The 25139-nt window shown below is 43.5% G+C and carries 24 protein-coding genes; 10 read left to right on the forward strand and 14 right to left on the reverse strand.

The annotated features are described in order from the left end of the window. Nucleotides 1-6 precede the first annotated feature (6 nt). Together ACI2JM_RS09015 and ACI2JM_RS09020 are read right to left on the reverse strand one after the other, a co-directional pair. Nucleotides 7-1404 (reverse strand): efflux RND transporter periplasmic adaptor subunit, encoded by a 1398-nt coding sequence (locus ACI2JM_RS09015; RefSeq protein WP_404643679.1) that lies wholly within the window; start codon nt 1402-1404, stop codon nt 7-9. Nucleotides 1405-2024: 620 nt separating this feature from the next. After that, nucleotides 2025-3050, reverse strand: coding sequence for a polyprenyl synthetase family protein (locus ACI2JM_RS09020; protein ID WP_404643681.1), 1026 nt, complete (start codon nt 3048-3050; stop codon nt 2025-2027). A 551-nt stretch (nt 3051-3601) separates the two neighbouring features. Here ACI2JM_RS09020 and rplU point away from each other — a divergent pair. From rplU to lolA, 3 genes are all read left to right on the forward strand, one after another. Continuing rightward, on the forward strand, nt 3602-3913 hold the full coding sequence (gene rplU / locus ACI2JM_RS09025; RefSeq protein WP_010199185.1) for a 50S ribosomal protein L21: 312 nt from the start codon (nt 3602-3604) through the stop codon (nt 3911-3913). A 91-nt stretch (nt 3914-4004) separates the two neighbouring features. Further along, complete coding sequence (gene rpmA, locus ACI2JM_RS09030; RefSeq protein WP_055123782.1) at nt 4005-4262, forward strand: 50S ribosomal protein L27; 258 nt, start codon at nt 4005-4007, stop codon at nt 4260-4262. Nucleotides 4263-4716: 454 nt separating this feature from the next. Then, the gene (lolA, locus tag ACI2JM_RS09035) at nt 4717-5403 is read left to right on the forward strand and encodes an outer membrane lipoprotein chaperone LolA (RefSeq protein WP_045451149.1); all 687 of its coding nucleotides are present in this window, start codon (nt 4717-4719) and stop codon (nt 5401-5403) included. A 168-nt stretch (nt 5404-5571) separates the two neighbouring features. On the opposite strand, the gene scpB is transcribed toward lolA, so the two are convergent. The 8 genes from scpB to mrdA all read right to left on the reverse strand — a co-directional run bounded on the left by scpB (nt 5572) and on the right by mrdA (nt 13542). Beyond that, complete coding sequence (scpB, locus tag ACI2JM_RS09040) at nt 5572-6117, reverse strand: SMC-Scp complex subunit ScpB (protein ID WP_374190066.1); 546 nt, start codon at nt 6115-6117, stop codon at nt 5572-5574. A 136-nt stretch (nt 6118-6253) separates the two neighbouring features. Then, nucleotides 6254-7060: a ScpA family protein gene (locus tag ACI2JM_RS09045; RefSeq protein ID WP_226950294.1), complete on the reverse strand. Its 807-nt coding sequence runs from the start codon at nt 7058-7060 to the stop codon at nt 6254-6256. Nucleotides 7061-7218: 158 nt separating this feature from the next. Further along, on the reverse strand, nt 7219-8319 hold the full coding sequence (trpS, locus tag ACI2JM_RS09050; RefSeq protein WP_404643683.1) for a tryptophan--tRNA ligase: 1101 nt from the start codon (nt 8317-8319) through the stop codon (nt 7219-7221). A 155-nt stretch (nt 8320-8474) separates the two neighbouring features. Then, nucleotides 8475-9566, reverse strand: a complete 1092-nt coding sequence (locus tag ACI2JM_RS09055; RefSeq protein ID WP_404643685.1) for a lipid A biosynthesis acyltransferase — start codon at nt 9564-9566, stop codon at nt 8475-8477. Between the two features lie 231 nt (nt 9567-9797). Continuing rightward, a complete protein-coding gene (gene rpsI, locus ACI2JM_RS09060; RefSeq protein ID WP_045451158.1) occupies nt 9798-10184 on the reverse strand; it encodes a 30S ribosomal protein S9 in 387 nt (128 codons plus the stop codon). Between the two features lie 10 nt (nt 10185-10194). Further along, nucleotides 10195-10623 (reverse strand): 50S ribosomal protein L13, encoded by a 429-nt coding sequence (rplM, locus tag ACI2JM_RS09065; protein ID WP_045447009.1) that lies wholly within the window; start codon nt 10621-10623, stop codon nt 10195-10197. A gap of 210 nt (nt 10624-10833) precedes the next feature. Beyond that, nucleotides 10834-11520: a 16S rRNA (guanine(966)-N(2))-methyltransferase RsmD gene (rsmD, locus tag ACI2JM_RS09070; protein WP_404643688.1), complete on the reverse strand. Its 687-nt coding sequence runs from the start codon at nt 11518-11520 to the stop codon at nt 10834-10836. A 36-nt stretch (nt 11521-11556) separates the two neighbouring features. Beyond that, nucleotides 11557-13542, reverse strand: a complete 1986-nt coding sequence (mrdA, locus tag ACI2JM_RS09075; RefSeq protein ID WP_404643690.1) for a penicillin-binding protein 2 — start codon at nt 13540-13542, stop codon at nt 11557-11559. Nucleotides 13543-14020: 478 nt separating this feature from the next. Between mrdA and ACI2JM_RS09080 the strand changes: the two genes are divergently transcribed. From ACI2JM_RS09080 to adk, 6 genes are all read left to right on the forward strand, one after another. After that, nucleotides 14021-15355 carry a hypothetical protein gene (locus tag ACI2JM_RS09080; RefSeq protein ID WP_087815527.1) on the forward strand — a complete coding sequence of 445 codons (1335 nt, stop codon included), beginning with the start codon at nt 14021-14023 and terminating at the stop codon, nt 15353-15355. A 252-nt stretch (nt 15356-15607) separates the two neighbouring features. Next, complete coding sequence (locus tag ACI2JM_RS09085; protein WP_055123789.1) at nt 15608-17638, forward strand: heme lyase CcmF/NrfE family subunit; 2031 nt, start codon at nt 15608-15610, stop codon at nt 17636-17638. A gap of 1 nt (nt 17639) precedes the next feature. After that, on the forward strand, nt 17640-18299 hold the full coding sequence (locus tag ACI2JM_RS09090; protein ID WP_404643693.1) for a DsbE family thiol:disulfide interchange protein: 660 nt from the start codon (nt 17640-17642) through the stop codon (nt 18297-18299). Between the two features lie 65 nt (nt 18300-18364). Continuing rightward, on the forward strand, nt 18365-18859 hold the full coding sequence (locus tag ACI2JM_RS09095; RefSeq protein ID WP_372862127.1) for a cytochrome c-type biogenesis protein: 495 nt from the start codon (nt 18365-18367) through the stop codon (nt 18857-18859). Further along, nucleotides 18856-20136: a c-type cytochrome biogenesis protein CcmI gene (gene ccmI, locus ACI2JM_RS09100; protein ID WP_404643695.1), complete on the forward strand. Its 1281-nt coding sequence runs from the start codon at nt 18856-18858 to the stop codon at nt 20134-20136. Before ACI2JM_RS09095 ends, ccmI begins: the two co-directional genes overlap by 4 nt. A 220-nt stretch (nt 20137-20356) precedes the next feature. Then, nucleotides 20357-21013: an adenylate kinase gene (gene adk, locus ACI2JM_RS09105; RefSeq protein WP_045451169.1), complete on the forward strand. Its 657-nt coding sequence runs from the start codon at nt 20357-20359 to the stop codon at nt 21011-21013. Nucleotides 21014-21253: 240 nt separating this feature from the next. Here the strand turns inward: adk and secB are convergent, their stop codons facing one another. The 4 genes from secB to rsgA form a co-directional block, all read right to left on the reverse strand. Continuing rightward, entirely contained in the window at nt 21254-21706 is a 453-nt protein-coding gene (gene secB / locus ACI2JM_RS09110; protein ID WP_045446997.1) for a protein-export chaperone SecB, read from the reverse strand. A gap of 168 nt (nt 21707-21874) precedes the next feature. Continuing rightward, on the reverse strand, nt 21875-22138 hold the full coding sequence (grxC, locus tag ACI2JM_RS09115) for a glutaredoxin 3 (protein WP_045446994.1): 264 nt from the start codon (nt 22136-22138) through the stop codon (nt 21875-21877). Nucleotides 22139-22455: 317 nt separating this feature from the next. Continuing rightward, nucleotides 22456-22911, reverse strand: coding sequence for a rhodanese-like domain-containing protein (locus ACI2JM_RS09120; protein ID WP_045446990.1), 456 nt, complete (start codon nt 22909-22911; stop codon nt 22456-22458). Nucleotides 22912-23105: 194 nt separating this feature from the next. Continuing rightward, nucleotides 23106-24209, reverse strand: a complete 1104-nt coding sequence (rsgA, locus tag ACI2JM_RS09125; protein ID WP_055123794.1) for a ribosome small subunit-dependent GTPase A — start codon at nt 24207-24209, stop codon at nt 23106-23108. A 220-nt stretch (nt 24210-24429) separates the two neighbouring features. Between rsgA and orn the strand changes: the two genes are divergently transcribed. After that, nucleotides 24430-25017, forward strand: a complete 588-nt coding sequence (orn, locus tag ACI2JM_RS09130; RefSeq protein WP_045446983.1) for an oligoribonuclease — start codon at nt 24430-24432, stop codon at nt 25015-25017. The last annotated feature ends 122 nt before the right edge of the window (nt 25018-25139 follow it).

The raw sequence follows: 25139 nt of genomic DNA on the forward strand, positions 1-25139 counted from the left end.
ATGGAATTAGTTAGCGGTAGACTCTGCTGGTTTCTGAGCAGTGGCATCTTTGCTAGCTGGCTTATCCATCGCTTTAGCAGCTTGCGGCGGCGTCTGGGCATTAGGGGCACCTTCTTTAGCTGGTGCTGGGTTTGGATTCTCTAATGGCTTAACGACTACCTCTTGTTCAGGCTTAACTTTTGAGCCGCCGATAACAACTATCTTGTCCCCTGCTTGTAAGCCGTCAATGACAACCCACTGGCCTTTATAAGTGCCATTAATAGTGACAGGACGTACTTGGATTTTATTATTTTCATCAACGATGTAAACTTGCGTCTCACTTTTCGGTGTACGCATTACGGCGCTTTGCGGTACCAATGCAGCATTGGTAATCACGCTCTGTGTCAAACGTGCCGTCACATACATACCAGGCAGCAAGATGTTATTGCTGTTAGGGAAAATAGCACGCAAGGTCACAGCGCCTGTTGATTCATCAACCTTTGCTTCAGATAAAGCAAGCTTGCCGCGTGCTGGGTAGACTGAGCCATCTTCTAATACCAACTCAACCGAATTCATGCCCGGCTGTGCTTTGCCTTCAGCGATTTGCTGACGCAGTTTTAATAGCTCAGAGGATGATTGACTGATATCAACATAGATAGGATCCAAGCGTGAGATAGTCACCAGCGGATCAGCCTGACCTGCGCTGACCAAAGTACCAGCGGTGACACTAGAGCGGTCAGTACGACCTGACAGCGGGGCACGTACGATGGTACGGTTAAGATCTAGGTTACTAGCATCTAAACCCGCTTGAGCAGTTTGAATGCCTGCTTTTGCACTTTCGATGCCTGCTTGTGTCTGTCCAACAGCGGCGGCCGCACTTTGTACCGCTGCTTGTGCAGTACGTACTTGTGTTTGTGCCTGCTCATACTGCTGCTTTGAGATGGCGTCGATGCTGACCAAGCCTTGTAAGCGCTGTAAATCATTTTGCGCTTGTGCTAATGATGCTTGACGGCTGGCTAGCTCGGCTTTTGCATTGGCATTATTTGCTTGTGCTGTCTGGTAATTTGCTTGTGCTTGTTGCACTGCTGCTTGACCACTGGTGACAGAAGAAGCGTAGTTATCAGTATTGATACGATAAAGTGGCTGACCTTTTTTGACGTTGCCGCCTTCACGGAACAACACTTCGTCAATAACGCCATTAACTTGTGGGCGGACGTCGGCAGTCTGATAAGCCGTGGTACGTCCAGAAAAAGTCTGTACTTGGGGTACAGTATCGAGCGTGACAGTCTGGACGTTAACAACCGCAGGCGGCATCTGCTGCTGTGCGGCATCTGCGCCAGCGGCGTCCTCGTTTTTGTCACAGCCAATCAGTACAGCTCCAGATAGTACAGATGCTATTACAAGCGCAAGAGTAGAGTGCTTCATCAATGTCCTCGGCAATAGGTATAAAATAAGTAATGACAGTATAAAAAGTTTATCAATAAATCTAAGCGTATTGAATATAAAAATGAGTATTGATTCTAATGATCTTTACTTTCTCGGCTAAATTTGTTCTTAATAATATGAATTTAGCCAAACATCACTATTAGAACCTCTAATAGCGATATAAGTATCAAGTATCAGTGTAAGAATCTTAAGCATCAAAGCTGTAGCCAAACCACAACCTTGATTAGTAAAGTTAACGAGTAATTATAAACTATCGGGATAACCCTACAGTCAAGTAGTTGAGCGCAGGATTTATGGTTAGAAATCGTAATATCAGCTTTTGTGAATGCATGAAATGCTGTCATGGCAAGCGCCATCTTCATTAACAGCTAATGTACAGTCATACAACGGTCAATGAGAAATAATTGTAAACTTTTGTGAAAATGGCATAACCATATAGATTGTAAGGTCTTTAATGAATGATAAATAAGGTTTGCCAACAAAACACAAACTTTAGCAACTATTAACTGTGACCATTAACACAATTACTCATTAATGGTCTTTACCAACAGCTAATGGCTGCTAGCCGCAAATATTAATAGCTGTTATGACAATACTGACTACAGCAAGCGCGCGCTAGCCAATTCAGTCAATTGATATAAGCCTGTGCGATAACGATTGTCAGGTAGCGTACTCAATGCTTGTTGTGCCAGCTTAGTTTCTTCCCAAGCCCGCTGCTTACAGTAATCTAATGATCCTGAGCGGCGCACTAACTCAATAAGTTGCTCAGCATTTGGTGTCTTTCCAGTTTGTACAGCCACATGCAACTGTTCATAGCCTTCGATGTCGCTGTCTTTTAGCAGCTCAAGCGCTTTGATGGTTGGTAGGGTTGGCTTACCTTCAGCGAGGTCGTCTCCTAAGTTTTTGCCCATTACCTCACTATCACCACTATAGTCGAGCACATCATCGATAATTTGAAAAGCATTGCCAAAGTGTTGACCAAAATCGCCTAAAGCCTGCATATACTCTATTCTGTCTTGTAAAATTGCAGCGCCTTGAGTCGCCATCATAAACAGCCGCGAGGTTTTACCATCAATAATGCGCAAGTAATCCTCTTCTGTCGCGGCAGGGTTATGCTGATGCTGGAGCTGTAATACTTCGCCTTCAGCGATATCGCAGGTGCCATCTGAGAATACTTGCAACAGTGGCAGGCTTTGGAAACCAACTAATAAATTAAAGGCACGAGCTATCAGATAGTCACCGACCAGTACCGCAGTGGCATTATCCCAAGTGGCATTAGCAGTCGGCTTACCACGGCGCTGTCCTGACTCATCAATCACATCATCATGAACCAAGGTCGCTGTATGCAGCATCTCAGTAATAGCGGCTAGATGCATGGCTTTTTCTGAGGGCTTGTCCTCAAACATGCGTGCACATAACAAGGTAATCAGCGGTCGCATGCGCTTACCACCAGCATTGATTACATGCTGTGAGACGCTCATTACCAGCTGAACTTTGGAATTAAGACTACCAAATACTTGCTTGTCCATAATCTCAAAATCATCCGCCACGATACTTTGGATATCAGCATAATTAGGCGTTGATTGAGTCATTGAATCTGTTTTATGTGAAGGGATGCTGGTCATAATAAATAGTCATATTAATAAGAATAAAGAGAATTTTTTATAGCCTTAGTTTTATAGATAGGTAAGGCATTATTTTCTATAATAGCATAGCTATGCCTTTAGATTGTGGGTTAAAACGTGCCTAAAACATCGCGCCTATCTTTTATATAAGATTTACTATATATAGAAATTGACATAAAAACTGTAAAAATTAGCTGAAATTTCACTATAATTAATGGTCATTTATCAGCGGTATTTAAGGTCATTTAAGAGATGTATAAAAGGCTGTAAGTCGCTGATTATATAAGTTATAATAGCCACTATTATTATATAGTGTTTTTTTGTTGGAGTAGCATCTTAGATGCGCTCCTAATCAGCAGTAGATATAATAAAAAGTGAGGTGGTTATTCGTGTAACTGCCTTACAAAAACCAGTCAAACAAGTGAGATAGACGGCTTGCTTTTATGAGCAAAAAGCCGTAAAATCTTGCCTTTAATTTTTCCCTGTCGTGTTCGTCGTAAAAGCGTTGGTATAACATCAGCCACGGCACACGGGTTAAACGGAGTCATACAATGTACGCAGTAATCAAAACTGGTGGTAAACAGCACCGTGTAGTTGTCGATGAGTTGCTTAAAGTTGAACTACTAAAAGCAGAAACTGGCGCAACAATTAAATTCGAAGATGTATTGATGATTGTTGACGGCGAAACTGTCAAAATCGGTCAGCCTATCGTTGAAGGTGCTAGCGTTGAAGTTGAAGTGGTTGAACATGGTCGCGGCGAAAAAATCCGTATCGTTAAGCACAACCGTCGTAAGCATTATCACAAAGAGCAAGGTCACCGCCAATGGTATACCTTGTTAAAAATCAAAGCTATTAATGCCTAATTATCCACTTAGCAATTACTGCTAAATAGTGCACTAAATGCTTAAGAGTTATCGCATCAGCGATAAGTCAAATTAACAAGGAGATTTTCCCATGGCACATAAGAAAGCTGCCGGTTCAAGCCGTAATGGTCGTGATTCAAACCCAAAAATGCTAGGCGTTAAAATCTTTGGTGGCCAAGCTATCACAGCTGGTAACATCATCGTTCGTCAACGTGGTACAGAATTCCACGCAGGCGAAGGCGTTGGCATGGGTCGTGATCATACTTTATTTGCACTGAATGACGGTGTGGTAAAGTTTGCGACCAAAGGTAAGTTCAACCGTCGTTATGTAATGGTTGAAAGCGCATAATTGCCCATCTAGGTTGTTTTAGTCAAAGACTAAAATAATCCGATGACTAAAAAGCCTCTATTACCGTTTGGTAGTAGGGGCTTTTTTTTAGTTATTTTCGTAGTGGTTATGGATACTAAATTGGCTTAATGCTGCTAAACAATATTAGTAAATAACGTTAGGAAATAATGAATAGGTAAAAAACTCACCATCCATGCGGTTTATTATTGTGTAGCCGCTTATGATCACAAAAATGCTCAAAAGAGTAGTTACAAGCGTGTATGGCAGCGGTAGTAAAGATTGCAAATCATGACTAGGCGTGTAATAAAAAAACTGGCACACTGTTGTCATTGTTTATGAGCCGCCGTTTTATGGTGGCTAGATAAACATTTATGGAAAACAAAAATTTTAATAAGATGTCTTATTTTAAAGCGACAATTTTTAAGCGATTATGCATTTTTAGAGAGGATTTATGATGACTTTATTAACCAACAAAACAACTTTAAAACAAAAAATGATGAGCGGTGCTTTAGCTGGTGTATTAATGACATCGCTTGGTGTCGCAGCCCCAATGATGGTATTGACACAATCAGCTACTGCTGCACCAGCTGATAATTTGACCGCTGCCAAACGTTTAAACAAGCTGCTGACAAATACCAAAAGCATGACGGCTAACTTTAGCCAAACGACGAAAGGTGCCAACAGTGGTACTTTTACGGGTACGATGAGTGTACAACGCCCAAATAATTTCCGCTGGGAAACAAAGTCGCCATCACAGCAACTGATCGTCGCTAATGGTAACTCCATGTGGGTTTATGACAAGGATTTAGAGCAAGCGACCAAGCAAAACGTTGACAGCCAAGTTGGCAATACACCAGCACTGCTGTTATCAGGCGACCCAAGCCAAATTGACAAGAATTTTAAAATTACCCAGCCATATGACAATAAAAATTACTACGTGCTGTACCCAAAATCAGACAGTGCTAGCTTTAAGAGTTTATCAATGAGTTTTAGCGGTGGGAAGCCAGTAATGATGGTGCTAAATGACAGCCTTGGTCAAACCACTTCCATCAAATTCAGTAGTATCAAACTAAACCCAAGCATCAGTAGCAGTCAGTTTAAGTTTACGCCACCAAAAGGTGTTGATGTTATCAATCAATAACAGGCCGTTAGCAAGAGCCAATTATTAAAGGCTAATCAACGACTTCATTGATTAAATGAAAAAGACAGATCCTATGTGGTCTGTCTTTTTTTTGAATGAGGATTCTCTGGAAAATACTGCTAAATCTCTTCTATATCATGTTTTAAATGCTTAATGATTTTTAAATGCTTAAGACATTGCTTTGATGGCGCTTATATCTGGCATCGGTGGTAACTCGCTCAACTCACTCAGTCCAAAGGCATCTAAAAATTGTGGCGTGGTATGTAGCAATGCTGGGCGACCCAATGTTTCCTTGTAGCCCTTCTCTTCAATCCAGCCTTTATCAAATAGTTGACGCAATATATTGCTTGATAGCGTCACACCGCGCACGTGCTCTATGTCGCTACGAGTCACTGGCTGCTTGTAAGCAATCACACTAAGCGTCTCAAGTAAGGCTTGGCTCAGGCGTTCTTGGCGCTGTGGGAAGACGCGTTGAATTAAAGCACTATAGTTATTCGCGACTTGCAGTCGATAACCGCTGGCAGTTTCGTGCAAGCTTAGCACGCCCATATCCAAGCGCTGTCTTAGTAGCGCCAAAGCCTGTGTTAGCTCTTTAGCCGTTAAAGACAGGTGTTTTCTTAAGACAGTGGCGGTGAGGGGCGCTTCTGACGCATGTAATAGCACTTCAATATGCTTGCTTAAGTCTTCTAGATGCTGTCGCTGCTCATCGGTCAATGACAGTAAAGCGGTAGATAATGAGGATGGTTTGTCATGATCTTGCTTGGTATTGTCAGTATCTGTCATTAGAAAGCGACTCTTTTTAAATGATAATGTGTATCGATATTTATAGGAATAGACAGGTCGATAATAACTATGCCAACCACTGTAACGTTAAGGGTTTAATATGACTGTCTTCAGCATCATTATTGTCAGTGGTAGGGTGACTTTCTAACTCAGTATTTACGATACCAACCAACTGTCGTTTTATCAGCTCTAGTATGGCGACGAAGCTGACAACCACACCTATTTTACCTTGTGTTTTATCTAGTAGCTCATAAAAAGAGTGCTCACCATCCGTACTGAGCTGTCGGCTAATACTGGCAATACGATCAGCAAGGGGAACAGCGTCGACTTTAATGGTATGCATTTGATAATCGGGCTGCAGTTGCATTTTAAATAAGCTGTCAATCAAAAGGTTTGGCGAATAGCTAGGTAATTCCGCATTCATGACGTCTTGACCGGGCATACTGACCATGGCTAAAAACACATCACGCTCAAGACGCACCAGATTATCTAAGCGTTGACTGGCTACTTTGATTTGCGCATATTCTTCAAGGCGCTCAATCAGTTCTGCTTTTGGATCACGCTCATCGCTCGGAGTTTCAGGTTTGGGCAGCAACAGCTCGGTTTTAATGGCAATCAACGTGGACGCCATCAACAGATAATCGCCTGCCAATTCAAAATGCTCGGTATCTAATTCGCTGATGTAAGCCAAATACTGCTCAGTTATGGGTAGTATCGGCATTTGGGTCAGATCAACATTATTTTTTTTGACCAAATATAATAAAAAGTCTAATGGTCCGGCAAACTGCTCAAGCCAAATGGCAAAGGCTTGCGGCGGCACATAGAGATCTTCTGGTAGATGTTGTACGGATGTCTGGTAAATGCGTAAAGACATATCATTGATAACTGAGCCGTCGTGCGCGCGCTTAATATCTAAAGAATCAGAGGCTTGAGGCACAGTTAAAAGAAGAGCGGCTTTTGGTAAAGCCGCTTGTTCATTTTTTAGCTCAGTCTGCACGCTTAGTATCCATCTTGGTTAACATAATCAAATGATTATTTAAGTTTGGCAAGTGGACGGATACCAATGGCACGACGAGTCTTGTCTAGTTGCTTACGGCTATGACGACGGGCTTTTTCTGCCCCCATTTGTAAGATTTCTTCTAGCTCTTTTGGGTTAGCCATAAGATGCTCATAACGCGCGCGGAAGGGTGCTATTTCCGTATTTATTTTCTCAAACAGGGCTTGCTTGGCATCGCCCCAGCCAATACCAGCAGCAAACTGCGCGCGCATATCGGCAATCTCAGCAGGGGTCGCAAAGGCTTTATAAATCTCAAAAATAGCAGAGTCATCAGGGTCTTTTGGCTCAGCAGGTAATTGTGAGTTGGTCACAATTTTCATGATGGCTTTATGCATCTGCTTTTCGGCGCTAACTTGTGGATTAGAATCACCAAATAGCGGAATGGTGTTGCCATAGCTCTTACTCATCTTGCGACCATCCAAACCCGTCAGTAATGGGATATCGTCATCTACAACGGCAGATGGTAAGGTAAAGAGCGTTTTATAGCGATAGTTAAAGGTACCAGCAATATCACGTGCCATTTCGACATGCTGAATTTGGTCGCGACCGACAGGTACATGTGTGGCATTAAACATCAAGATATCTGCTGCCATGAGTACAGGGTAGCCAAACAATCCCATGTTGATACCTTGGTCAGGATCGACGTCTTCTTTTTTCATATTAATATCAACAGCTGCTTTATAAGCATGAGCACGATTCATTAAACCTTTGGCACATGAGCAGTTCAAAATCCAAGCAAGCTCTGGTATTTCCGGCACATCTGATTGACGGTAAAAAGTGACGCGCTCAGGATCAAGTCCACAGGCAAGCCAAGTCGCTGCAATGGCTTTGGTCGATTCGTGAATAATAGCAGGATCATAACAGCCGATAATGCCATGGTAATCTGCTAAAAAAAAGAATGCTTCGTCATCACTGTTTTGGATAGACTGAATGGCTGGACGAATCGCGCCAACGTAATTTCCTAAATGCAAGGTACCCGTCGGTTTGATGCCCGTCAAAATGCGTTTGGCTTGCGTTGAGTGATCAGGAGCTTGGTTATCAGAACTTTGGTTATCAGAAATATGAGTGTTATTCATGGTAAATCCATTATTTGGTTCATCAAGGTTTTATTTATAAAAGTTTTGTTTTTCAATTTATTATAAATTCATTGTTATTTATATGTAGGTAATATAAAAAATATAAGCTGCAAAGTATAGCAAATTTTCTGGCGATCTTTCGTAGCAATACACGCTTACTTATAGATATCAGTACGACCATCAGGACCATTTTTGAAACGACGATGGAACCACATCCACTGAGTGGGATCAATACGAATCAACCCCTCTAGCAACTCATTGACTCGCATCGCATCAGCCAATTCATCGTTACTTGGATAGTTTTTAATTTCTGGGGTAATCGTTAGATGATAGTGCGGGCGTTTGCCTTTGGGTAAGCTGTCTGGTGTCTGCCGGTAAGTATGCAGCGCCATCAATGCGGGTGGATGTGCCTTGTCGCCTAATTTTGCCATGCGCCGTGATGCTGTAATAGTCGCTGCTGGCACACCAAAAAATGGTGCCATGACGCCTTGTTTTAGACCATAATCTTGGTCAGGTGAGTACCAAATCACGTGACCGGCTTTAATTGACTCAACAAAACTGCGCATGTCACGACTGGCTATTTGCTTGCTAAGAATACTGGCACGACCATTATAAACAAACCAATCAAGTAGCGCGTTATTCTGCGGTCGATACATCCCATCCATCGGAAAAAATTGCGTACAGAGCATGCCGCCTAGATCAAGCATCGTATAATGAGCGCCCAGTAAAATGACAGGACGACCCTCATTCTGTGCATTGACAACGTGCTGTAATCCCGAAATTGAAACGGTACGAGTAAAAACATTTGGACGATACCAAGCACATAAAGTTTCAAACACACCAATGCCTTGATTGACAAAGACTTGTTTTGCCATCAATTCGCGCTCGACGTCTGGCTTTTCTGGAAAAGCTAGTTTCAAGTTGATAAGCGTATCACGCCGACGTGAGCCTGCTATTTTATAGATAAATATGCCCAGCTGACGTCCCAGCCAAAACTGCCAACGTAGTGGCAAATATATGATGGGTAAGATTATTGCTGCCAATAGCCAAATGCCCCAATATTTGGGCAACAAAAACTGCCATTGAAAAGGCTTTTTTTCGATGGGTGCTGTGCGCTTATGATTTTGGGTAATCGTTGGCATGCCAGCAGGTATCGCTGGGGACTTAGCAGGCTGCTGCGTACTTGACGGTGGTAGGCTGCTTTTGGTAGGTGGTTTGCTGGGGTCGTATTGTTCAGGCGCTTTCATAAAATTGTTACTAATAATGAAAAGTTATCATCATGATGAGGTAGTCAGCATTGCTTTGCAAGGTGATTTACGCACAAAATCACGAGCAAATGCAAAAGTCATCAGCCATAAAAAAACCTTATAAGCTGCGGACAGCTTATAAGGTTTTGCAAATCTACTCTTTTCTTTAAAATTGTGACTGTCGCTCTGAGATAAAGACAACAGCCGCAAAAAGATAAGAGATAGCTTTGATTAACGTTTCGAGAATTGTGGACGTTTACGTGCTTTACGTAGACCCAATTTCTTACGTTCAACTTGACGTGAGTCACGAGTAACAAAGCCAGCTGCTTTTAGTGCAGGTTTGTTGGCTTCGTTTAGCTCAATCAATGCACGCGTGATGCCGTGACGGATTGCGCCAGCTTGACCACTAATACCGCCACCTTTTACAGTGATGTAAAGGTCATAAGCAGTAGGTGAGTCAAGTAATTCTAGAGGCTGACGAACAACCATACGTGAAGTTTCACGGCTAAAATACTCATCAAGTGGCTTACCGTTAACAACGATGCTACCAGTACCTTTAGCTAAAAAGACACGAGCAGTAGACGTCTTGCGGCGACCAGTTCCGTAATTGCGTTCCATAAGTATATCCTTAGATGTCTAGTTCTTTAGGTTGCTGTGCAGTATGTGGATGTTCAGTACCCGCATATAGCTTCAGCTTCTTGATCATCGCATAGCCAAGAGGGCCCTTTGGAAGCATACCCTTAACTGCTTTGTGTAGAACATCTTCAGGCTTATGTGCAAGCAACTTACTGAAGTTGGTTTCCTTGATACCACCTGGGTAGCCACTGTGACGATAGTATTTTTTATCTTGCGCTTTTTTACCCGTTACCGTGATTTTATCAGCATTGATGACAACAATGAAGTCACCAGTGTCAACGTGCGGCGTAAAAGAAGGCTTGTGCTTGCCACGTAAGCGACTAGCGATTTGAGTGGCTAAGCGACCAAGGGTTTTGCCGTCAGCATCTACGACATACCAGTCATGGGTCACTTCAGCTGGTTTTGCACTAAGTGTTTTCATGATAAAACCTTAAAATTAGAATTCGTTGAGAGTTTAGCTGGGAACGGGGCTCTCAAAAAACAGACTGCACATTATAAGCAGTAGTGCCTACGCTTGCAAGCTGCATTGGGGTTTATTTTCGCCTTATATACATTAAACTGCAGCGTTGGCCAGTTTTTAGCGGTTCTAAACATTTGTAAAATTTGTTAATGGCAGGCATTAACTAGGCAATTATGACGATGATAAACGATAAAGTCCAGCAACAACTTGTCCAACCTTGGTCTGTTTCACACATTCAAAGCGGATTATTTGCTGAATAGTACTTGATTGGATATCTGGATTTTTATTAAGCGTCTCTTCCAGTTGCTTCAATTGGCTTTTTAAATCTTTATCCGCTTCTAGATAAATCAGTGTTTCACTATCAATTAACGACTGGGTAATCAGTGCCATTAAAATAGGTTGCCACAGATCTTGAGCATACGGTGGATCGATGAATACAATATTGAAAGGGCGCGGAACAATCTGCTCTTGCATCAATACTCTTTCTGCAGTGCCTTGGATAATTTGATGGGTATCAGCGCTCAGATGCAACTGTTCAGCACTTTGACGCAGCATATTACTTTGCGCAGGATTTATTTCGATAAAGGTTGCGTGCGCGGCACCACGAGACAATGCTTCAAAACCTAAGGCACCGCTACCAGCACAGCTATCAAGCACATAAGCGCCATGAATATCAGGAAGTAGCCAGCTAAACAGCGTCTCTCGCAAGCGATCTGGGGTAGGACGTAGACCTTCTGCGTCGATAAAACGTACAACACGGCGTTTAAACTGACCACCAATGATCCGCACGTCGCCCGCAGCTATATTTTTGTTCTTATGATTATTCCTATGCTCGCGGCTGCTTATAGATTTTTTCATAATATTTATATTTACCGTATCTGGTTTAGCGTACTTTTACTCAGAGGTTGTGGCGGCTGTGGCTGCTTCCACCTCTGCCTTTTCTTCTAGCGCTTTTTCTTCTTTTTCACGCTGGGCATCACGCATCAATTTTTCAAAAGCTTTTTGGCGCTTGATGACTTTTAATTGGTCAGCCGTTGGTGGCAAGATAGGGTCGTTTTTGCGCTGTAATATCCAGTAGTCAAATAGTGCGCGACCTATCGGTGCAGCGACTTTACTACCGCCACCGCCATTTTCGACCAATACGGCAAGCGCAATCTCAGGATTGTCTACGGGTGCAAAACCATTGAACCAAGCATGATCCCAGTGACGTTTGTCTATGGCAGATTTATCATAACGTTTGCCTTGCGCAATGGACTTGACTTGCGCAGTACCTGTTTTGCCCGCAATACGATAGCGCGGCGTATAAATCCCACGTCCAGTCCCCCTTTTGACTGTATCTTCCATCGCATCATGCATACGTAACCAGTCAGAGGGTTTGCCATTGTAGTCAATTTTACCATCTGGTTTAGTGATTACGTTAACTTGTGCTGCACCATCGCTACTTTTTAGTAGATGCGGAGTAATGTGATAGCCTTTATTCGCTGTCATGGCGGTTGCATTGGCAATCTGTAATGGTGTGGCTAAGAAATAACCCTGCCCGATACTGACTGAGATGGTTTCACCCGGCAACCAGCCTTTACCATAGGTGTCTTTTTTCCATTTCGGTGATGGCATAATTCCTGATTTTTCATTGGGCAAATCAATGCCTGTCGGCTCACCAAATCCAAAGCGTGTCATCCAATCGTGTAGGCGCTGGATGCCCATCTCATAGGCCAATTTATAATAATAGGTATCCACCGACATCATAATTGATTTTTTAAGATCTACTGACCCGTGACCACCGCGCTTCCAGTCACGGAATCGATGTGAGTCTCCCGGTAAGCTAAAATAACCGGGATCATAGATAGTGGTTTCCCAATTACGCAGCCCATAATGAATGCCGCCTAAGCCTTCAAAAGGCTTAATAGTGGAGGCAGGAGGATACATCCCTTGTAGCGCACGATTATAGAGCGGCTGATCCAGATCTTCACGCAGATTGCCATAATCCTTAAAGGAGATGCCTGAGATAAAAGGGTTGGGGTCATAGCTTGGATTACTGACAAACGCCAATACATCGCCATTTTTTGGATCGATTGCCACGATAGCGCCGCGACGACCGTCTAGCTGCTGCTGGGCGACTTGCTGTAAGCCATAATCTAAGCTCAGCGTAATGTCATTACCAGCTACGGGTGGTTTAGTGTCTAATTGACGCAAAATATTGCCAAGAGCATCGGTTTCTACCGACTGATAACCCGGTTGCCCTAGCAATATGTCCTCGTAATAATCTTCGATACCGATTTTACCGATAAGGTCAGTGCCAGCGTAGCGATCTTTGTCAATGCGTTTGGTTTCTTTATCATTGATACGCCCAACATAGCCGATGACGTGTGCAAATAGCTCGTCATAAGGGTATGAACGTGTCAGCTTGCTTTGAATGGTCACACCGCGAAAGAAGGGTTTACGCTCACTAAACTGCGCCAATTGGGCATCGGTTAAGTCAATTTTAATGGTCACAGGATCGTTTTTGCTTTTACTCAATCGCGCTAAAATATCGGTAATATTCTCATCTGTTAGCTCAAAAATAGGCGCAAGCAAATTTAGCGTACGCTCTGGATTTTCGACTTCATCAGGGCTTAACATGGCCGTAAATACGGGCTGGTTATCTGCCAATATGACCCCATTGCGATCATAAATATAGCCGCGGCTGGGCGGTGCAGAGATCAGTTTAATACGGTTATTGTCTGCTTGCGTCGTATACTTATCGTGCGCATAGACTTGCAGGTAACCATAACGCACGATCAAGCCGCTCAATCCAATAAATATCAGAATTCCAAGGATAATAATACGACTGGTGAAAACACGATTGACCTGTTCAGTATTGGGGGTTAGCGGTTTATTCATAGAAAGTAAGAGCCCAAACGGTCAGTGAGTCAATAAAAGAGAGTAAAAGGGCAGGGTCGTTCATCAAAGTGCGGCGAGCATAAAGGATAATAATAAGAATTTCAATTACATGGACTGATATGAGTTGAAATAATAATCCCTCAATCTATATACAGCGATGTGCGGTCATACAATCACAAATTATAACAGAACAAATGAGCCGCCGCAGTATACCGCCATTTATTTTGTGGTCGTTATTATCTAAAGCGCCTGTAGATGATATTAATATTGTTACTATCGAAAGTAATAGTAAAACGTGTCATCCCTAGTCACAACTTACCTAGGCTCGACGTGTGCTAATGAATGGCAAGTATGCTAAAATCAGGCGATTTATTTGATAATAATCATCATGGGCAGAGCGGCTTTTTGTTAAGCGTTCTAATTTGCTAATCCTTTTTAATTAGCGACGACAATTAACCTGTCAGGGGCAAGATAAGTCATGGATGCAACTTCATTGTGGCAGACAATAGCTGAACACCCAGAGTTTTTTGCCATGCTGACTATTCCGCCTGTGACCGCATTTGTTACATGGATACACGTGTGGATGGCGCTTAAAATGCTGTTCTATCCGATTAAGTTTCGGGGTATTCGTATTCCAAACTTCCCGTTTTTTGGGTTGCCGGGTATTGGCTGGCAAGGTATCGTCCCACGAAAGGCTGGCAAGATATCAGGCGTTATCGTGGATCAAACGCTGTCAAAGCTTGGCTCGCTTGATGAATTTTTTCAGGCGATGGAGCCTGAGCAGATGGCGGTATTTATCACGGATACCGTGGACAAAAACCTTGAAGCATTGATTGATGAAATCATGTTGGACCATTCGCCAGCGCTGTGGGGTAATCTGCCTTATGCGTTGAAGCGCCGTGTCTACGCTCAAGCGCATCAAGAGCTGCCTAATATCATGCAGTCTTTGGTGACTGACTTGACCCATAACGTCGAAGACTTGGTTGATATGCGCAAAATGATTGTTAACACGATGGAAAGTGATCGTCGTTTAATGGTCAATATGTTTTTGAAGGTTGGTCAAAAAGAGATCGATTTTATTTGGCATATCAGTGCTTTGATTGGCTTGGTCTTCGGTATTATCCAAATGTTTATATTTTTGGTGGTGCCGCAGCATTGGACAGTGCCGTTTTTTGCCGCGATTTGGGGCTTTCTTACCAATTGGATTGCTATTTGGATGGTGTTTAATCCTGTAGAGCCGCGATTTATTCCTTATGTGAAGTTTTTTGCCGTCCAGAGTCGCTTTCCATTTATTAGACCGCAATTACCACATATCGCCCAGTATCGTTTGCAAGGCGGTTTTATGAAACGCCAAGAGGAAGTTTCTGAGGTTTTTGCTGAGATTGTGGTAAAAGATTTGGTGACGCTTGAGAACATCATGAATGAGATGATGTATGGTGACCGTGCTGCGCAAACGCGTGAGTTGATGAAGTCGCATTTATATAAAGTGCTAGAGTCGCCAGTGATTAGTACGACACTGCGCCTAGGCTTGGGCCGCCGCGAATATGGACAGCTAAAAAACACCATCATTGATAAGTCAATTGTTGCGACAATGGTGCCATTGCGAGATCCTGAGCTCAATGAAAGCCGTGCCAGTAAAATATTTGGGCTGTTTCGTGACCGTATTCGCGCGCTGACGCCAGATGAGTTTCAGAACTTATTACGTCCCGCTTTTCGTGAAGATGAAATGACATTAATCGTGTTGGGTGGTTTGACAGGGTTTTTAGCAGGCTGGTTGCATCTGGTCTTAGTGTTTTTTCCTGCGATTCAGTAATGACGCATTTTTTAGGTCTTTATACACATCGCATACAGAGTGGATACAGAAACGTGACAAGTTGACGCTAATGTACCTTGCTGTAAGCGCCCTCAGCTGCAATGGCTAATGGCGCTTTTATAATAAATAATACTAATAAAGACCAGCATTATAAATACTCGTAGTAACGATTACTGGATACTTTCGAATATCCTACAAAACCAATCCCTAAAATAAACAATGACCGTATTAAGGTAAACAAGGTTAGACCGTATGTTAATCACAGAATTGGGTTATTTTGCCTTGCTAGCCGCCTTTATATTGGCGATTTTGCAGGTGGTATTACCAACCGTCGGTATCATGCGTGACCACGTTGCGTGGCAGCGTCTGGCACCAAGTCTGGCGTGGGCACAATTTGCTGCCATGATCACATCATTTGCCGCGCTGATGGCAGGCTTTTATTATAATGACTTCAGCCTCGTCTATGTCACTCAGCATTCTAATACGCTGTTGCCTTGGTATTATAAGCTGTCGGCAACTTGGGGTGGTCATGAGGGTTCATTGCTGCTTTGGATGACCATCATGGCTACTTGGTGTGCGCTGGTCTCTTACTTTAGCCGTGGTTTGCCACTGTCTATGCGTGCGCGAGTGTTGGTGATTTTGGCCGGCGTACAGATGATGATGCTAGCGATGCTGATTTTTACCTCGTCGCCATTTGATCGTACATTACCAAATTTGCCTGTTGATGGTGCGGATCTAAATCCTGTGCTACAAGATTTTGGTTTGATTATTCATCCACCGATGCTGTATATGGGTTATGTGGGTTTGGTCGTGCCGTTTGCCTTTTGTATGGCGGCATTGTGGGAAGGTCGTTTAGATGCAGTGTGGACACGCTGGTCGCGTCCGTGGGCATTGGCGGCTTGGGGCTTTTTGACCGTTGGTATCGCGCTTGGCTCATGGTGGGCCTATTATGAGCTTGGCTGGGGTGGTTGGTGGTTCTGGGATCCAGTAGAGAACGCTTCATTGATGCCATGGCTGGCTGGTACAGCGCTGTTACACTCGCTTGCCGTCACAGAAAAACGTGGTGTCTTTAAAGCATGGACGATTATGCTGGCGATTTTTGCTTTCGCACTCAGTCTATTGGGCACCTTTCTCGTGCGTTCTGGCGTTATTACCTCGGTGCATTCGTTTGCCGCCGACCCAACGCGTGGTCTGGTCATTCTAGTCATTCTCGGTGTGATCATCGGCGGTGGATTGTTGATGTTTGCGGTACGTGGTTGGCGTTTAACGGTCGAAAGTCAGTATCAACTGATCTCACGCGAGTCATTTTTAGTCATTAACAACGTTATTATTTTGATTTCGACTTTGGTCGTACTACTCGGCACGCTCTATCCTATCATTGCTGACTCCTTTAATTTAGGTCAGGTGTCTGTCGGCCCTCCTTACTTTAATGCGCTATTTGTACCGCTAACGTGGCTGATCTTAGTGGCAATGGGTATGGGCTCGAACATTCGCTGGAAAAAAGACAGCCGTCCGCTATTGGGCGCTGGTATGGTCATTGCAGCCAGTAGTTTAGTGCTTGCGGCAGTTATCACGTATTTTGTGAGCCCGTCTGCGATGCTTAATATTGGCGTTACCTTGGCGGTCAGTTTTTGGGTACTGCTATGGATGGTGGTTGATTTCAAAGACAAAACCAAAAACGCACCCAATTTTGTTAAAGGGTTACGCCAGTTACGTCTGAGCTATTGGGGTCAACAGACCGCTCATATCGGTGTCATTATTGCCGTCATCGGCGTCGCATTTACCAGTACGTTAAGTATTGAACGTGATGTCGCGCTTGGACCAAACGATAGCGTTCATGTCCAAGGCTATGACTTTACCGTTAAAGGCTTTCGTGAAGTCAAAGGCAGTAACTTTGATGCCACCCAAGCTGAGGTTGAAATCAGCAAAGATGGCCGTGCTGTGACTACGCTGTATCCTGAAAAACGTAATTACATCATTAGTATGATGCCAGTCACAGAAGCCGCGATTGATGCTAGCCTCATGCGTGATGTTTACGTGGCACTGGGCGAACCTATCGCCGAAGATAGCAACGAATGGGCAGTACGTATTTATGTGAAACCGCTTATCCGCTGGATATGGCTAGGCGCTCTGATTATGGCGTTTGGTGCAGTATTGAGTATTCTTGATCATCGCTATCGTATTAAGAAAACCAAGACACCTGCACAAATTGCGGCAAATAAAGCAGGCTTTACCACCGTCGCCGATTTGGATGCGTCAGCATTAAAGACAGGGGATAATTAATATGAGCACATCAAAGCAATCCCCTGAGCAAAATGCAAAGCAAGATAAGGTAGGTGGCACGAAAACCATGAACAAAAAGCAACTTAAGCTATGGTTTTTGATTCCACTGATCGTTTTCATTGGCTTAATCATCATGCTATATCTGCGTTTGGGTAAGCCGACGGATATCGTTACCAATACGGCACTTGAGCGCCCAGTGCCCGCTTTCGAGCTGCCTTTATTATCAGATACCAGTCGTATCATGACCAATGAGAACCTACCTGATAAGCCTTTTTTGATGAACATTTGGGGCTCTTGGTGCCCAACTTGTATTATTGAGCATCCTTTTCTTATGCAACTAGAGGAGCGCGGTGTCAATCTGGTCGGGGTCAACTATAAAGATGACATTGGTGATGCTCTAGGCTACTTAAACCGAGGTGGCGATCCGTTCTCGATGTCTATTCAGGATTTATCTGGTCAGTTTGCTTTGGACTTAGGTTTGACGGGTGCGCCTGAGACTTTCGTAGTCGATGGTAATGGTATTATTCGTCAGCACATCATTGGTGAGATCAATGAAAGCAACTGGCAAAGCCGTATTACGCCTTGCTTGATGGTGCTCAATGAAGCCAATAATAAAAACGTCAGTCCAGATCCGACTCAGGTTGCGGAGGCGTGTAAATGATAGCCAATAAAATAACAACCGTTACGTTAAAAGTCTCGAGCTTATTAATAGCTTGTCTAATAAGTATGGCAAGCTATGCTGCTATTGAGGTCTATGACTTTGATTCTGTGCAGCAAGAAGCCCAATATCGTGGTCTCATCGAAGAGCTGCGTTGCCCAAAATGTCAAAACCAAAATCTTGCAGGATCGGATGCGCCCATTGCTCAAGATCTAAAGCAAAAAACGTATGATTTGATAAAAGACGGTCGTAGTGATGGCGAGATTCGTGCTTATATGCAGGAACGTTATGGCGATTTCATCACTTATAAGCCGCCTGTCCGTCCATCAACGTGGATTTTGTGGTTTTTTCCGCCACTATTACTCATCAGTTTACTCATAGGCTGGTTCTGGCAAAGCAAACGACGTCAGCTTGTCGCTAGTGGTGAAAGCGGGGTAACGGTCAATAGTACGGCTGCTGCTCTGTCTGCTGCTGAAAAAGCCGAGATTGATCGTCTGTTATCACGTGCTTCGAGCGATGACAAAAACGACCATGATATTACAAGCCTCAAGGACAAAAAATGACCATATTCTCTACTGTGGGCTTATTTATTGCTCTAAGCTTACTCATCGCCTTAATACTCGCTGTTATTACCATCATGCCTTGGCTGCGAGCGTCACGCTCGCCAGAAAAGCCTCTGGACAATCAGCTGTTGGATATCAACGTTGCTGTGTTCCGTGAGCGTCTAGCAGAACTAAAAACAGATAAAGACAATGGCACTATCGATGACAGCCATTACCAGAACCAAAAACTGGAGCTTGAACGTCAATTATTAGATGCTCAGCGTGAAGTCACACCGATGGTCGCGCCTGGTATCAAAAGCCGCCTGATCATTACTGTCTGGGTGCCAGTCCTCGCGGCGATGGCGTATTTGATGGTCGGCGATCGTACGCCTGTGTTCGAGCTTTGGGCAGCTGAAGATAAAGTAGGTCAAGTGGCTGATGATTTATTAACGGGTAAGATTGATCAGCCGCCTGCTTGGGCGATTGAAGATGGTCAACAGCTGATTAGTGCCATGCAGACCAATGTTTATCGTCACGCTGATGATCCAGATCGATGGATGCGTTTATCAGAATTATTCTTATCATTAGAAGCCACTGACTCCGCAATTGAAGCCTTGTCGCGTGCTTATCGTTTGTCACCAGACAATGAAGAGATTGCAACCACTTATGCACAGATTAGCTTCTTTGCCAATAAAGGCCAATTAGACGCTAATAGTCGCCGAGTGCTACAAGACGTGTTGGCTAAAAATCCAGAGCATGAGGGCGCGCAAATGCTCATGGCAATGGGTGAGGCACGGAGTAGTAATTTTGATCAAGCACAAGGCTGGATTAAGCGTCTACGTGACAGTATTGCGGCTAAACCTGGCGATCATACCAAAGCATTGGCGAGTCTAGATGAGCTAAGTGCTAATGTCACCGCTCAGCAACAGCAAGCCTCTGAAGGTATTGAAGTGACTGTTAAAATTAATGCCAGCCTGCTGCCGTTAGTCAAAGCCGACGATGTGTTATTTGTGGCCATACGTGATGTCAATGGTGGACCACCATTTGCTGCCAAACGTTTGCCTATCAGTGTCATCAAGCAAGGTGAAGCCAGTATTAGCCTAAGCGATTTGGATGCCATGATGCCTGAACGTACTTTGAAATCGGCGAGAGCGGATAAAGTTCAGTTGGCTGTCATCGCTCGTATCAGCCATAGTGGCACTGCCAGTGCAGAGTCAGGGGATTTGTCAGGTAATCCAGTGGTGATTAGTGCGGAACAAAATCAGGTCAATGTTGAAATCAATCAACAAATTCCATAGTATTTATATCTGTTGTTGTCAGCACCTCTGACGTAAGCGCTGTTGTCCGATACAGCAGCGCGCAACAGCATTATATGAACAGATAAGTCATGACAACTTATCACTGCAAATAATGAAAATACTTGAGCTTTGCCAAGCCACAAGGTAAGGTAGCTTGGCAAACAACCAATCCCTGAGTTTTATTAGTCCCAAAATCCTATCTATTAAGGAGAATCGTGTAATGATGCGTATTATTTTGCTAGGTCCACCAGGCGCCGGTAAAGGTACCCAAGCCCAGTTTATTTCTAAAGAATATGATATCCCGCAGATCTCAACTGGCGATATGCTGCGTGCAGCAATCAAAGAAGGCAGCGAGCTTGGCAAAAAAGCCAAAGACATCATGAATGCTGGTGGTTTGGTTTCTGATGACCTCATTATTAACCTAGTGAAAGAACGTATCGCTAAGCCTGATTGTGCCAATGGTTGTATTTTGGATGGTTTTCCGCGTACGATTCCACAGGCTCAAGCACTTGCAGATGCTGACGTTGCTATCGATCATGTAATCGAAATTAGCGTGCCGGATGACGAGATTGTCAAGCGCTTATCTGGTCGCCGCCAACATCCTGGTTCAGGTCGCGTTTATCACGTTGATCACAATCCACCTAAGGTCGATGGTATCGACGATGTTACGGGCGAAGCACTAATCCAGCGTGAAGATGATAAAGAATCTACCATTCGTGATCGTCTAGCGACTTATCATGAGCAAACATCAGCGCTTGTTGGTTTTTATCAAGACAAGGCCAAAGAAGGTGCCGATGCCCCTAATTATGATAAGTTTGATGGCACGCAAGGCATCGATGATGTTAAGCAACAAATTTTATCAGCGTTAAAAGGCTAATCATCGATTTTAAATAATTGATGACGCGATTGAAGACCCTGTTTATTAGCAGGGTTTTTTATGTCTGATGGTTTTAACTGTATGTCTTACAATATTACTCAGTAGAACTCTCATTGCTCAACGATTTTTTTGAATAAGCGCTTAAACAGCATCCACAAAAAAGCCGCTCACTCCTAATGAGTAAACGGCTTTTTTATCAAAATATACTGCGAATAAAGCTAGCACATTTTTGCTTAAAACTTATGCATTACCTTCAGCATCAACTTGTGCTTGTTGCTGGCTTTGCGCGTAAGCTTGGTCAAAGTTGACAGGGGCTAGCAATAACTGCGGGAAGCTACCACGCGTTACGATGTCGCTGATGACTTCACGAGCATACGGGAACAAAACGTTCGGGCAGTATGCACCTAAGATTTGACCGATTTGGTCTTCTGGGATGTCTTTTAATAAGAAGATACCTGCTTGATGCACTTCAGCGATAAATGCCGCTTCTTCCGCATTTTTTGCTGTAACGCTCACCGTTAAGATGACTTGATAATGATCGTCATCGAGTTTTTCAGCGTTGCTAGACAAATTGATATCAAGCTCTGGGTTCCACTCTTTGGTGAACACACTAGCGCCTGGGACTTCAAGTGACATATCTTTTACGTAGATACGCTCTAGTGCCAATTGTGGTTGTGCTTGTTCTTCAGCCATGATAAATCCTCTAAAAGTTATTCAAATAGTTGGACAAACTGTCATTTTAATAAAAGTTCATTGTAATGTAAATCGAGACAAAATCTGGATGTTTTTATTACTCTCTTTTATCTTTGCCGCTGTCTATCATTGCACAGGCAAAGACAGACAGCAACGAAAAGTAGCAGATTAACCTGCTAATAGCTCGTCAAGTTTGCCTTGTTGGTTCATTTGATTGAGTTCATCAAAACCACCGACAAAGGTCTCACCGACGAAAATCTGTGGCACAGTGCGATAGTTATTGGTTTTTTTCATTAATTCTTGACGCTCTTCGCGGCTCATATCGTGCATGCCAATTTCTTCGTAGTCAACGCCTTTAGTTTTTAAGAGTTGTTTGGCGTTTGAGCAATATGGGCAGATAGGGGTGGTGTAAACTTTAACAGCGACAGTCATGGTAAATCCTTATTTATAAATTTAGAAGGTAATCGTTTTATTATAAAAAGTATTATAAATAATTATTTGATAAAAATTCTTATAATCCGTTACCAGCAAGTAAATTGAAGATAGATTCGGTAATGCTCGTTATTAAAGTGGGGATGAGCAGAGCAAATTCAAGATGCTTGAGTATAAAAGCTCTGACGGTAGCACAAATGCCACAAACAAAAAAACACCTATCGATAAGGTGTCTTTTTTATTTATAAATATTCAACGCCCCTCAATCATATATCAATTGATACGGGCTAAATATTTTTAAACATCAGTATAGCGGACTACTTATGTAGACTTGGTTTGGCTTTGCCTTTATTTTTAGGCTTTGCGTCTTTTAAACCAACTAATGGCATGCCCGCTGCTTGCCAGCCGCCGATACCACCTTCTAAGCGATAGACACTGTCCTTGCCGATCATCTGAATAGCCGCGCCTGCTTGCACACCCATATCACAAATGATAATCACTGGCTGCTCAATTGCACGGATTTCTTCTAAGCGGTCTTTGAGCTCGGTGAACGGTATGTTACGGCTGCCTTGAATGTAACCGGTCTCAAACTTCTTTTTGGCACGAATATCGATTAGCTGCGCGTTTTGCGAGTTAACCATCATACCTAAGGTATTGGGCGATATTTTTCTGCCACTACGTTTGTTTTCAATCGTAAAAAATAGCACGGCAAGTACGGCTAATATACCAAATAAAAACGGGTGGTTGCCCACAAATTCCAGCGCACGATCCAAACCATACCTCCAAAAAAATAAGTGTTCGGTTAAGCTGAGAAGACAGCCTAACGATACTGAACAAGGCGCTATTATACCGATTAGACCATCCATAGTAAACGGGCGATGGTCAACCAAGCGATTAACGAGCTATAAGGCAGCGATTACGATTAATAAGGCGGATACTAATACTGCCAATATTAATACTGCCCGTATTAATAGGGCTTAGTATCAGCCTCTTCTCTTAAAGTCACGAGGTTTTCCACACGGCGCTGCAATACCACGCCGTCAGCAACCGCTTGCCATAGTGCGCAGCCTTTGCTGTTGTGAGTATGACGACAATCACGGAACTGACAGTTGCCAGATAAGGGTGCAAGTTCCACAAATCCTGAAATGATATCATCGGGTGTGAGATGCCAAATGCCGTACTCGCGGATACCTGGCGTATCGACGATACCGCCTTGGGTCAAGTCAGCTGGATTAAATGGTAATAAGCGACTGGTGGTGGTGGTGTGTTGACCAAGTTTTGAGTTATCAGAGATGATATTGACGCTTTGTGCCGATTCAGGTAGCAGTGCATTGATTAAACTGCTTTTACCGACACCAGATTGCCCTGCAAAAATAACCAGTTTTTTATCGATATAACGTTTTAATTCATCCAGCCCTTCTTGCTCATCGCTATCCGCAACGTTTTCAGGGCAGTCGACTGAGGTCAAGACGCTCTCATAACCGAGAGAAGCATATTGTGCGAGTAATTCTTTGGTATCGACGCCGTTTTCCTCTGCCAATAAATCGGCTTTATTAAGCACCAACAGCGGCTTTACGCCAGCATGATGACAGACGACCAAATAACGATCGATGAGGGTTGGCGCGGCAGCAGGTAGCGGCGCGAAGACAATGGCTAAAATATCGACATTGGCGGCGACAGGTTTAAGTTTATGATAACGATCAGGACGCGAGACCAGAGAGGTACGCGGCTTGACCGATTCAATACGTCCAAAGCCAGTATTAGGATCAGCACTCCAGCGTACTTGGTCGCCAGCAGCTAGCATCGGTAAGTTGGTACGCACATGACAACGCCAAATATCGCCTAATGCCAGCTCTTGCCAAAACGGCTCAGGATCATCGGGTGCAATCTCCGGCTGCACAGGTATCACCGCAGGCAAGCTGGTCACTTGTACTTCCAACTGCTTGCCATAATGCGCCATGACCACGCCATCCATCAAACTGTCATCGATGCTGTCTTGACTTGCCAGCTGTTGTTTGTCGATGCGACGAATCTGTTGCTTAGTCAGCTTGCGTTGCCGAATTAATGCCATGGGTTTTAAACCTATTAAAAAAATATTGCTAAGTGTAGCGTGAAAGTTTGATAACATACAGCCTAAAGCGCCTGCTGCAGACAGAGATTTTGTAACGTTTTAAGGGTTATAAATCAGTAGATGCAACGTTTTGCTACTTATGCATGAACATTGACAGGCGATTTATCTAATTAATATTGCTCCAAAGTTGTTCTAAACTTTATTGACCATAGGATATTTTATGAGTACCGGTGACCACCCCAACAAGATTAAAATTAGAAACCAAGGCAAAAAAGGGCTGGTATGGATTGACCTAGAAATGACCGGGCTGGATACCTTGAATGACGAGATTATCGAGATTGCTACCGTTGTCACTGATGAAGATTTGAATGTCCTTGCCGAAGGGCCAGTGTTCGCTATAAAAGTATCGGATCAAACGTTAAATAAAATGGATGATTGGAATACCAAGCAGCATGGTCAGTCAGGATTGGTCGACCGTGTCCGCCGTAGTACCGTGACATTGGCAGAGGCCGAAGCTGAAACCATTAAGTTTCTCAATAAATGGGTCGATAGTGGTAAGTCGCCAATGTGTGGCAATTCCATCTGTCAAGATCGCCGCTTTATGGCGCGTCAAATGCCGGAATTAGAAAAATTCTTCCATTATCGTAATCTGGATGTGTCGTCAATCAAAGAGCTTTGTTTCCGCTGGCGTCCTGATATTCTCAGAAACTTTGAAAAAGGTGGCAGTCACTTAGCGTTAGATGACATTCGTGATTCTATTCGTGAATTGAAGCATTATCGTCAACATTTCTTTAAATTAATACCGTAAAGTAAGAGTTGAGCGATCAATAGTTTGACACTTAAATTCGCTTCAATCATGCAGTGTAATTTAAATAAAAAAGGTCTGTTGATAACTCAACAGACCTTTTTTATTGTTCAGAGGCGCTCAAA

This window comes from Psychrobacter sp. NPDC064578 (genome assembly GCF_044901245.1).
GTDB classification, from domain to species: domain Bacteria; phylum Pseudomonadota; class Gammaproteobacteria; order Pseudomonadales; family Moraxellaceae; genus Psychrobacter; species Psychrobacter cibarius_C.

Excerpts from the sequence above, each read along its gene's own strand:
- rsmD (WP_404643688.1), bottom strand. The coding sequence starts at position 11,520 with ATGAAAAAATCTATAAGCAGCCGCGAGCATAGGAATAATCATAAGAAC.
- ACI2JM_RS09090 (WP_404643693.1), top strand. The coding sequence starts at position 17,640 with ATGAGCACATCAAAGCAATCCCCTGAGCAAAATGCAAAGCAAGATAAG.
- ACI2JM_RS09055 (WP_404643685.1), bottom strand. The coding sequence starts at position 9,566 with ATGAAAGCGCCTGAACAATACGACCCCAGCAAACCACCTACCAAAAGC.
- ACI2JM_RS09080 (WP_087815527.1), top strand. The coding sequence starts at position 14,021 with ATGGATGCAACTTCATTGTGGCAGACAATAGCTGAACACCCAGAGTTT.
- ACI2JM_RS09015 (WP_404643679.1), bottom strand. The coding sequence starts at position 1,404 with ATGAAGCACTCTACTCTTGCGCTTGTAATAGCATCTGTACTATCTGGA.
- ACI2JM_RS09085 (WP_055123789.1), top strand. The coding sequence starts at position 15,608 with ATGTTAATCACAGAATTGGGTTATTTTGCCTTGCTAGCCGCCTTTATA.
- ACI2JM_RS09045 (WP_226950294.1), bottom strand. The coding sequence starts at position 7,060 with ATGTCTTTACGCATTTACCAGACATCCGTACAACATCTACCAGAAGAT.
- orn (WP_045446983.1), top strand. The coding sequence starts at position 24,430 with ATGAGTACCGGTGACCACCCCAACAAGATTAAAATTAGAAACCAAGGC.
- lolA (WP_045451149.1), top strand. The coding sequence starts at position 4,717 with ATGACTTTATTAACCAACAAAACAACTTTAAAACAAAAAATGATGAGC.
- rpsI (WP_045451158.1), bottom strand. The coding sequence starts at position 10,184 with ATGGAACGCAATTACGGAACTGGTCGCCGCAAGACGTCTACTGCTCGT.
- ACI2JM_RS09020 (WP_404643681.1), bottom strand. The coding sequence starts at position 3,050 with ATGACCAGCATCCCTTCACATAAAACAGATTCAATGACTCAATCAACG.
- rpmA (WP_055123782.1), top strand. The coding sequence starts at position 4,005 with ATGGCACATAAGAAAGCTGCCGGTTCAAGCCGTAATGGTCGTGATTCA.
- rplU (WP_010199185.1), top strand. The coding sequence starts at position 3,602 with ATGTACGCAGTAATCAAAACTGGTGGTAAACAGCACCGTGTAGTTGTC.
- ACI2JM_RS09095 (WP_372862127.1), top strand. The coding sequence starts at position 18,365 with ATGGCAAGCTATGCTGCTATTGAGGTCTATGACTTTGATTCTGTGCAG.
- ccmI (WP_404643695.1), top strand. The coding sequence starts at position 18,856 with ATGACCATATTCTCTACTGTGGGCTTATTTATTGCTCTAAGCTTACTC.
- rplM (WP_045447009.1), bottom strand. The coding sequence starts at position 10,623 with ATGAAAACACTTAGTGCAAAACCAGCTGAAGTGACCCATGACTGGTAT.
- adk (WP_045451169.1), top strand. The coding sequence starts at position 20,357 with ATGATGCGTATTATTTTGCTAGGTCCACCAGGCGCCGGTAAAGGTACC.
- trpS (WP_404643683.1), bottom strand. The coding sequence starts at position 8,319 with ATGAATAACACTCATATTTCTGATAACCAAAGTTCTGATAACCAAGCT.
- rsgA (WP_055123794.1), bottom strand. The coding sequence starts at position 24,209 with ATGGCATTAATTCGGCAACGCAAGCTGACTAAGCAACAGATTCGTCGC.
- grxC (WP_045446994.1), bottom strand. The coding sequence starts at position 22,138 with ATGACTGTCGCTGTTAAAGTTTACACCACCCCTATCTGCCCATATTGC.
- mrdA (WP_404643690.1), bottom strand. The coding sequence starts at position 13,542 with ATGAATAAACCGCTAACCCCCAATACTGAACAGGTCAATCGTGTTTTC.
- secB (WP_045446997.1), bottom strand. The coding sequence starts at position 21,706 with ATGGCTGAAGAACAAGCACAACCACAATTGGCACTAGAGCGTATCTAC.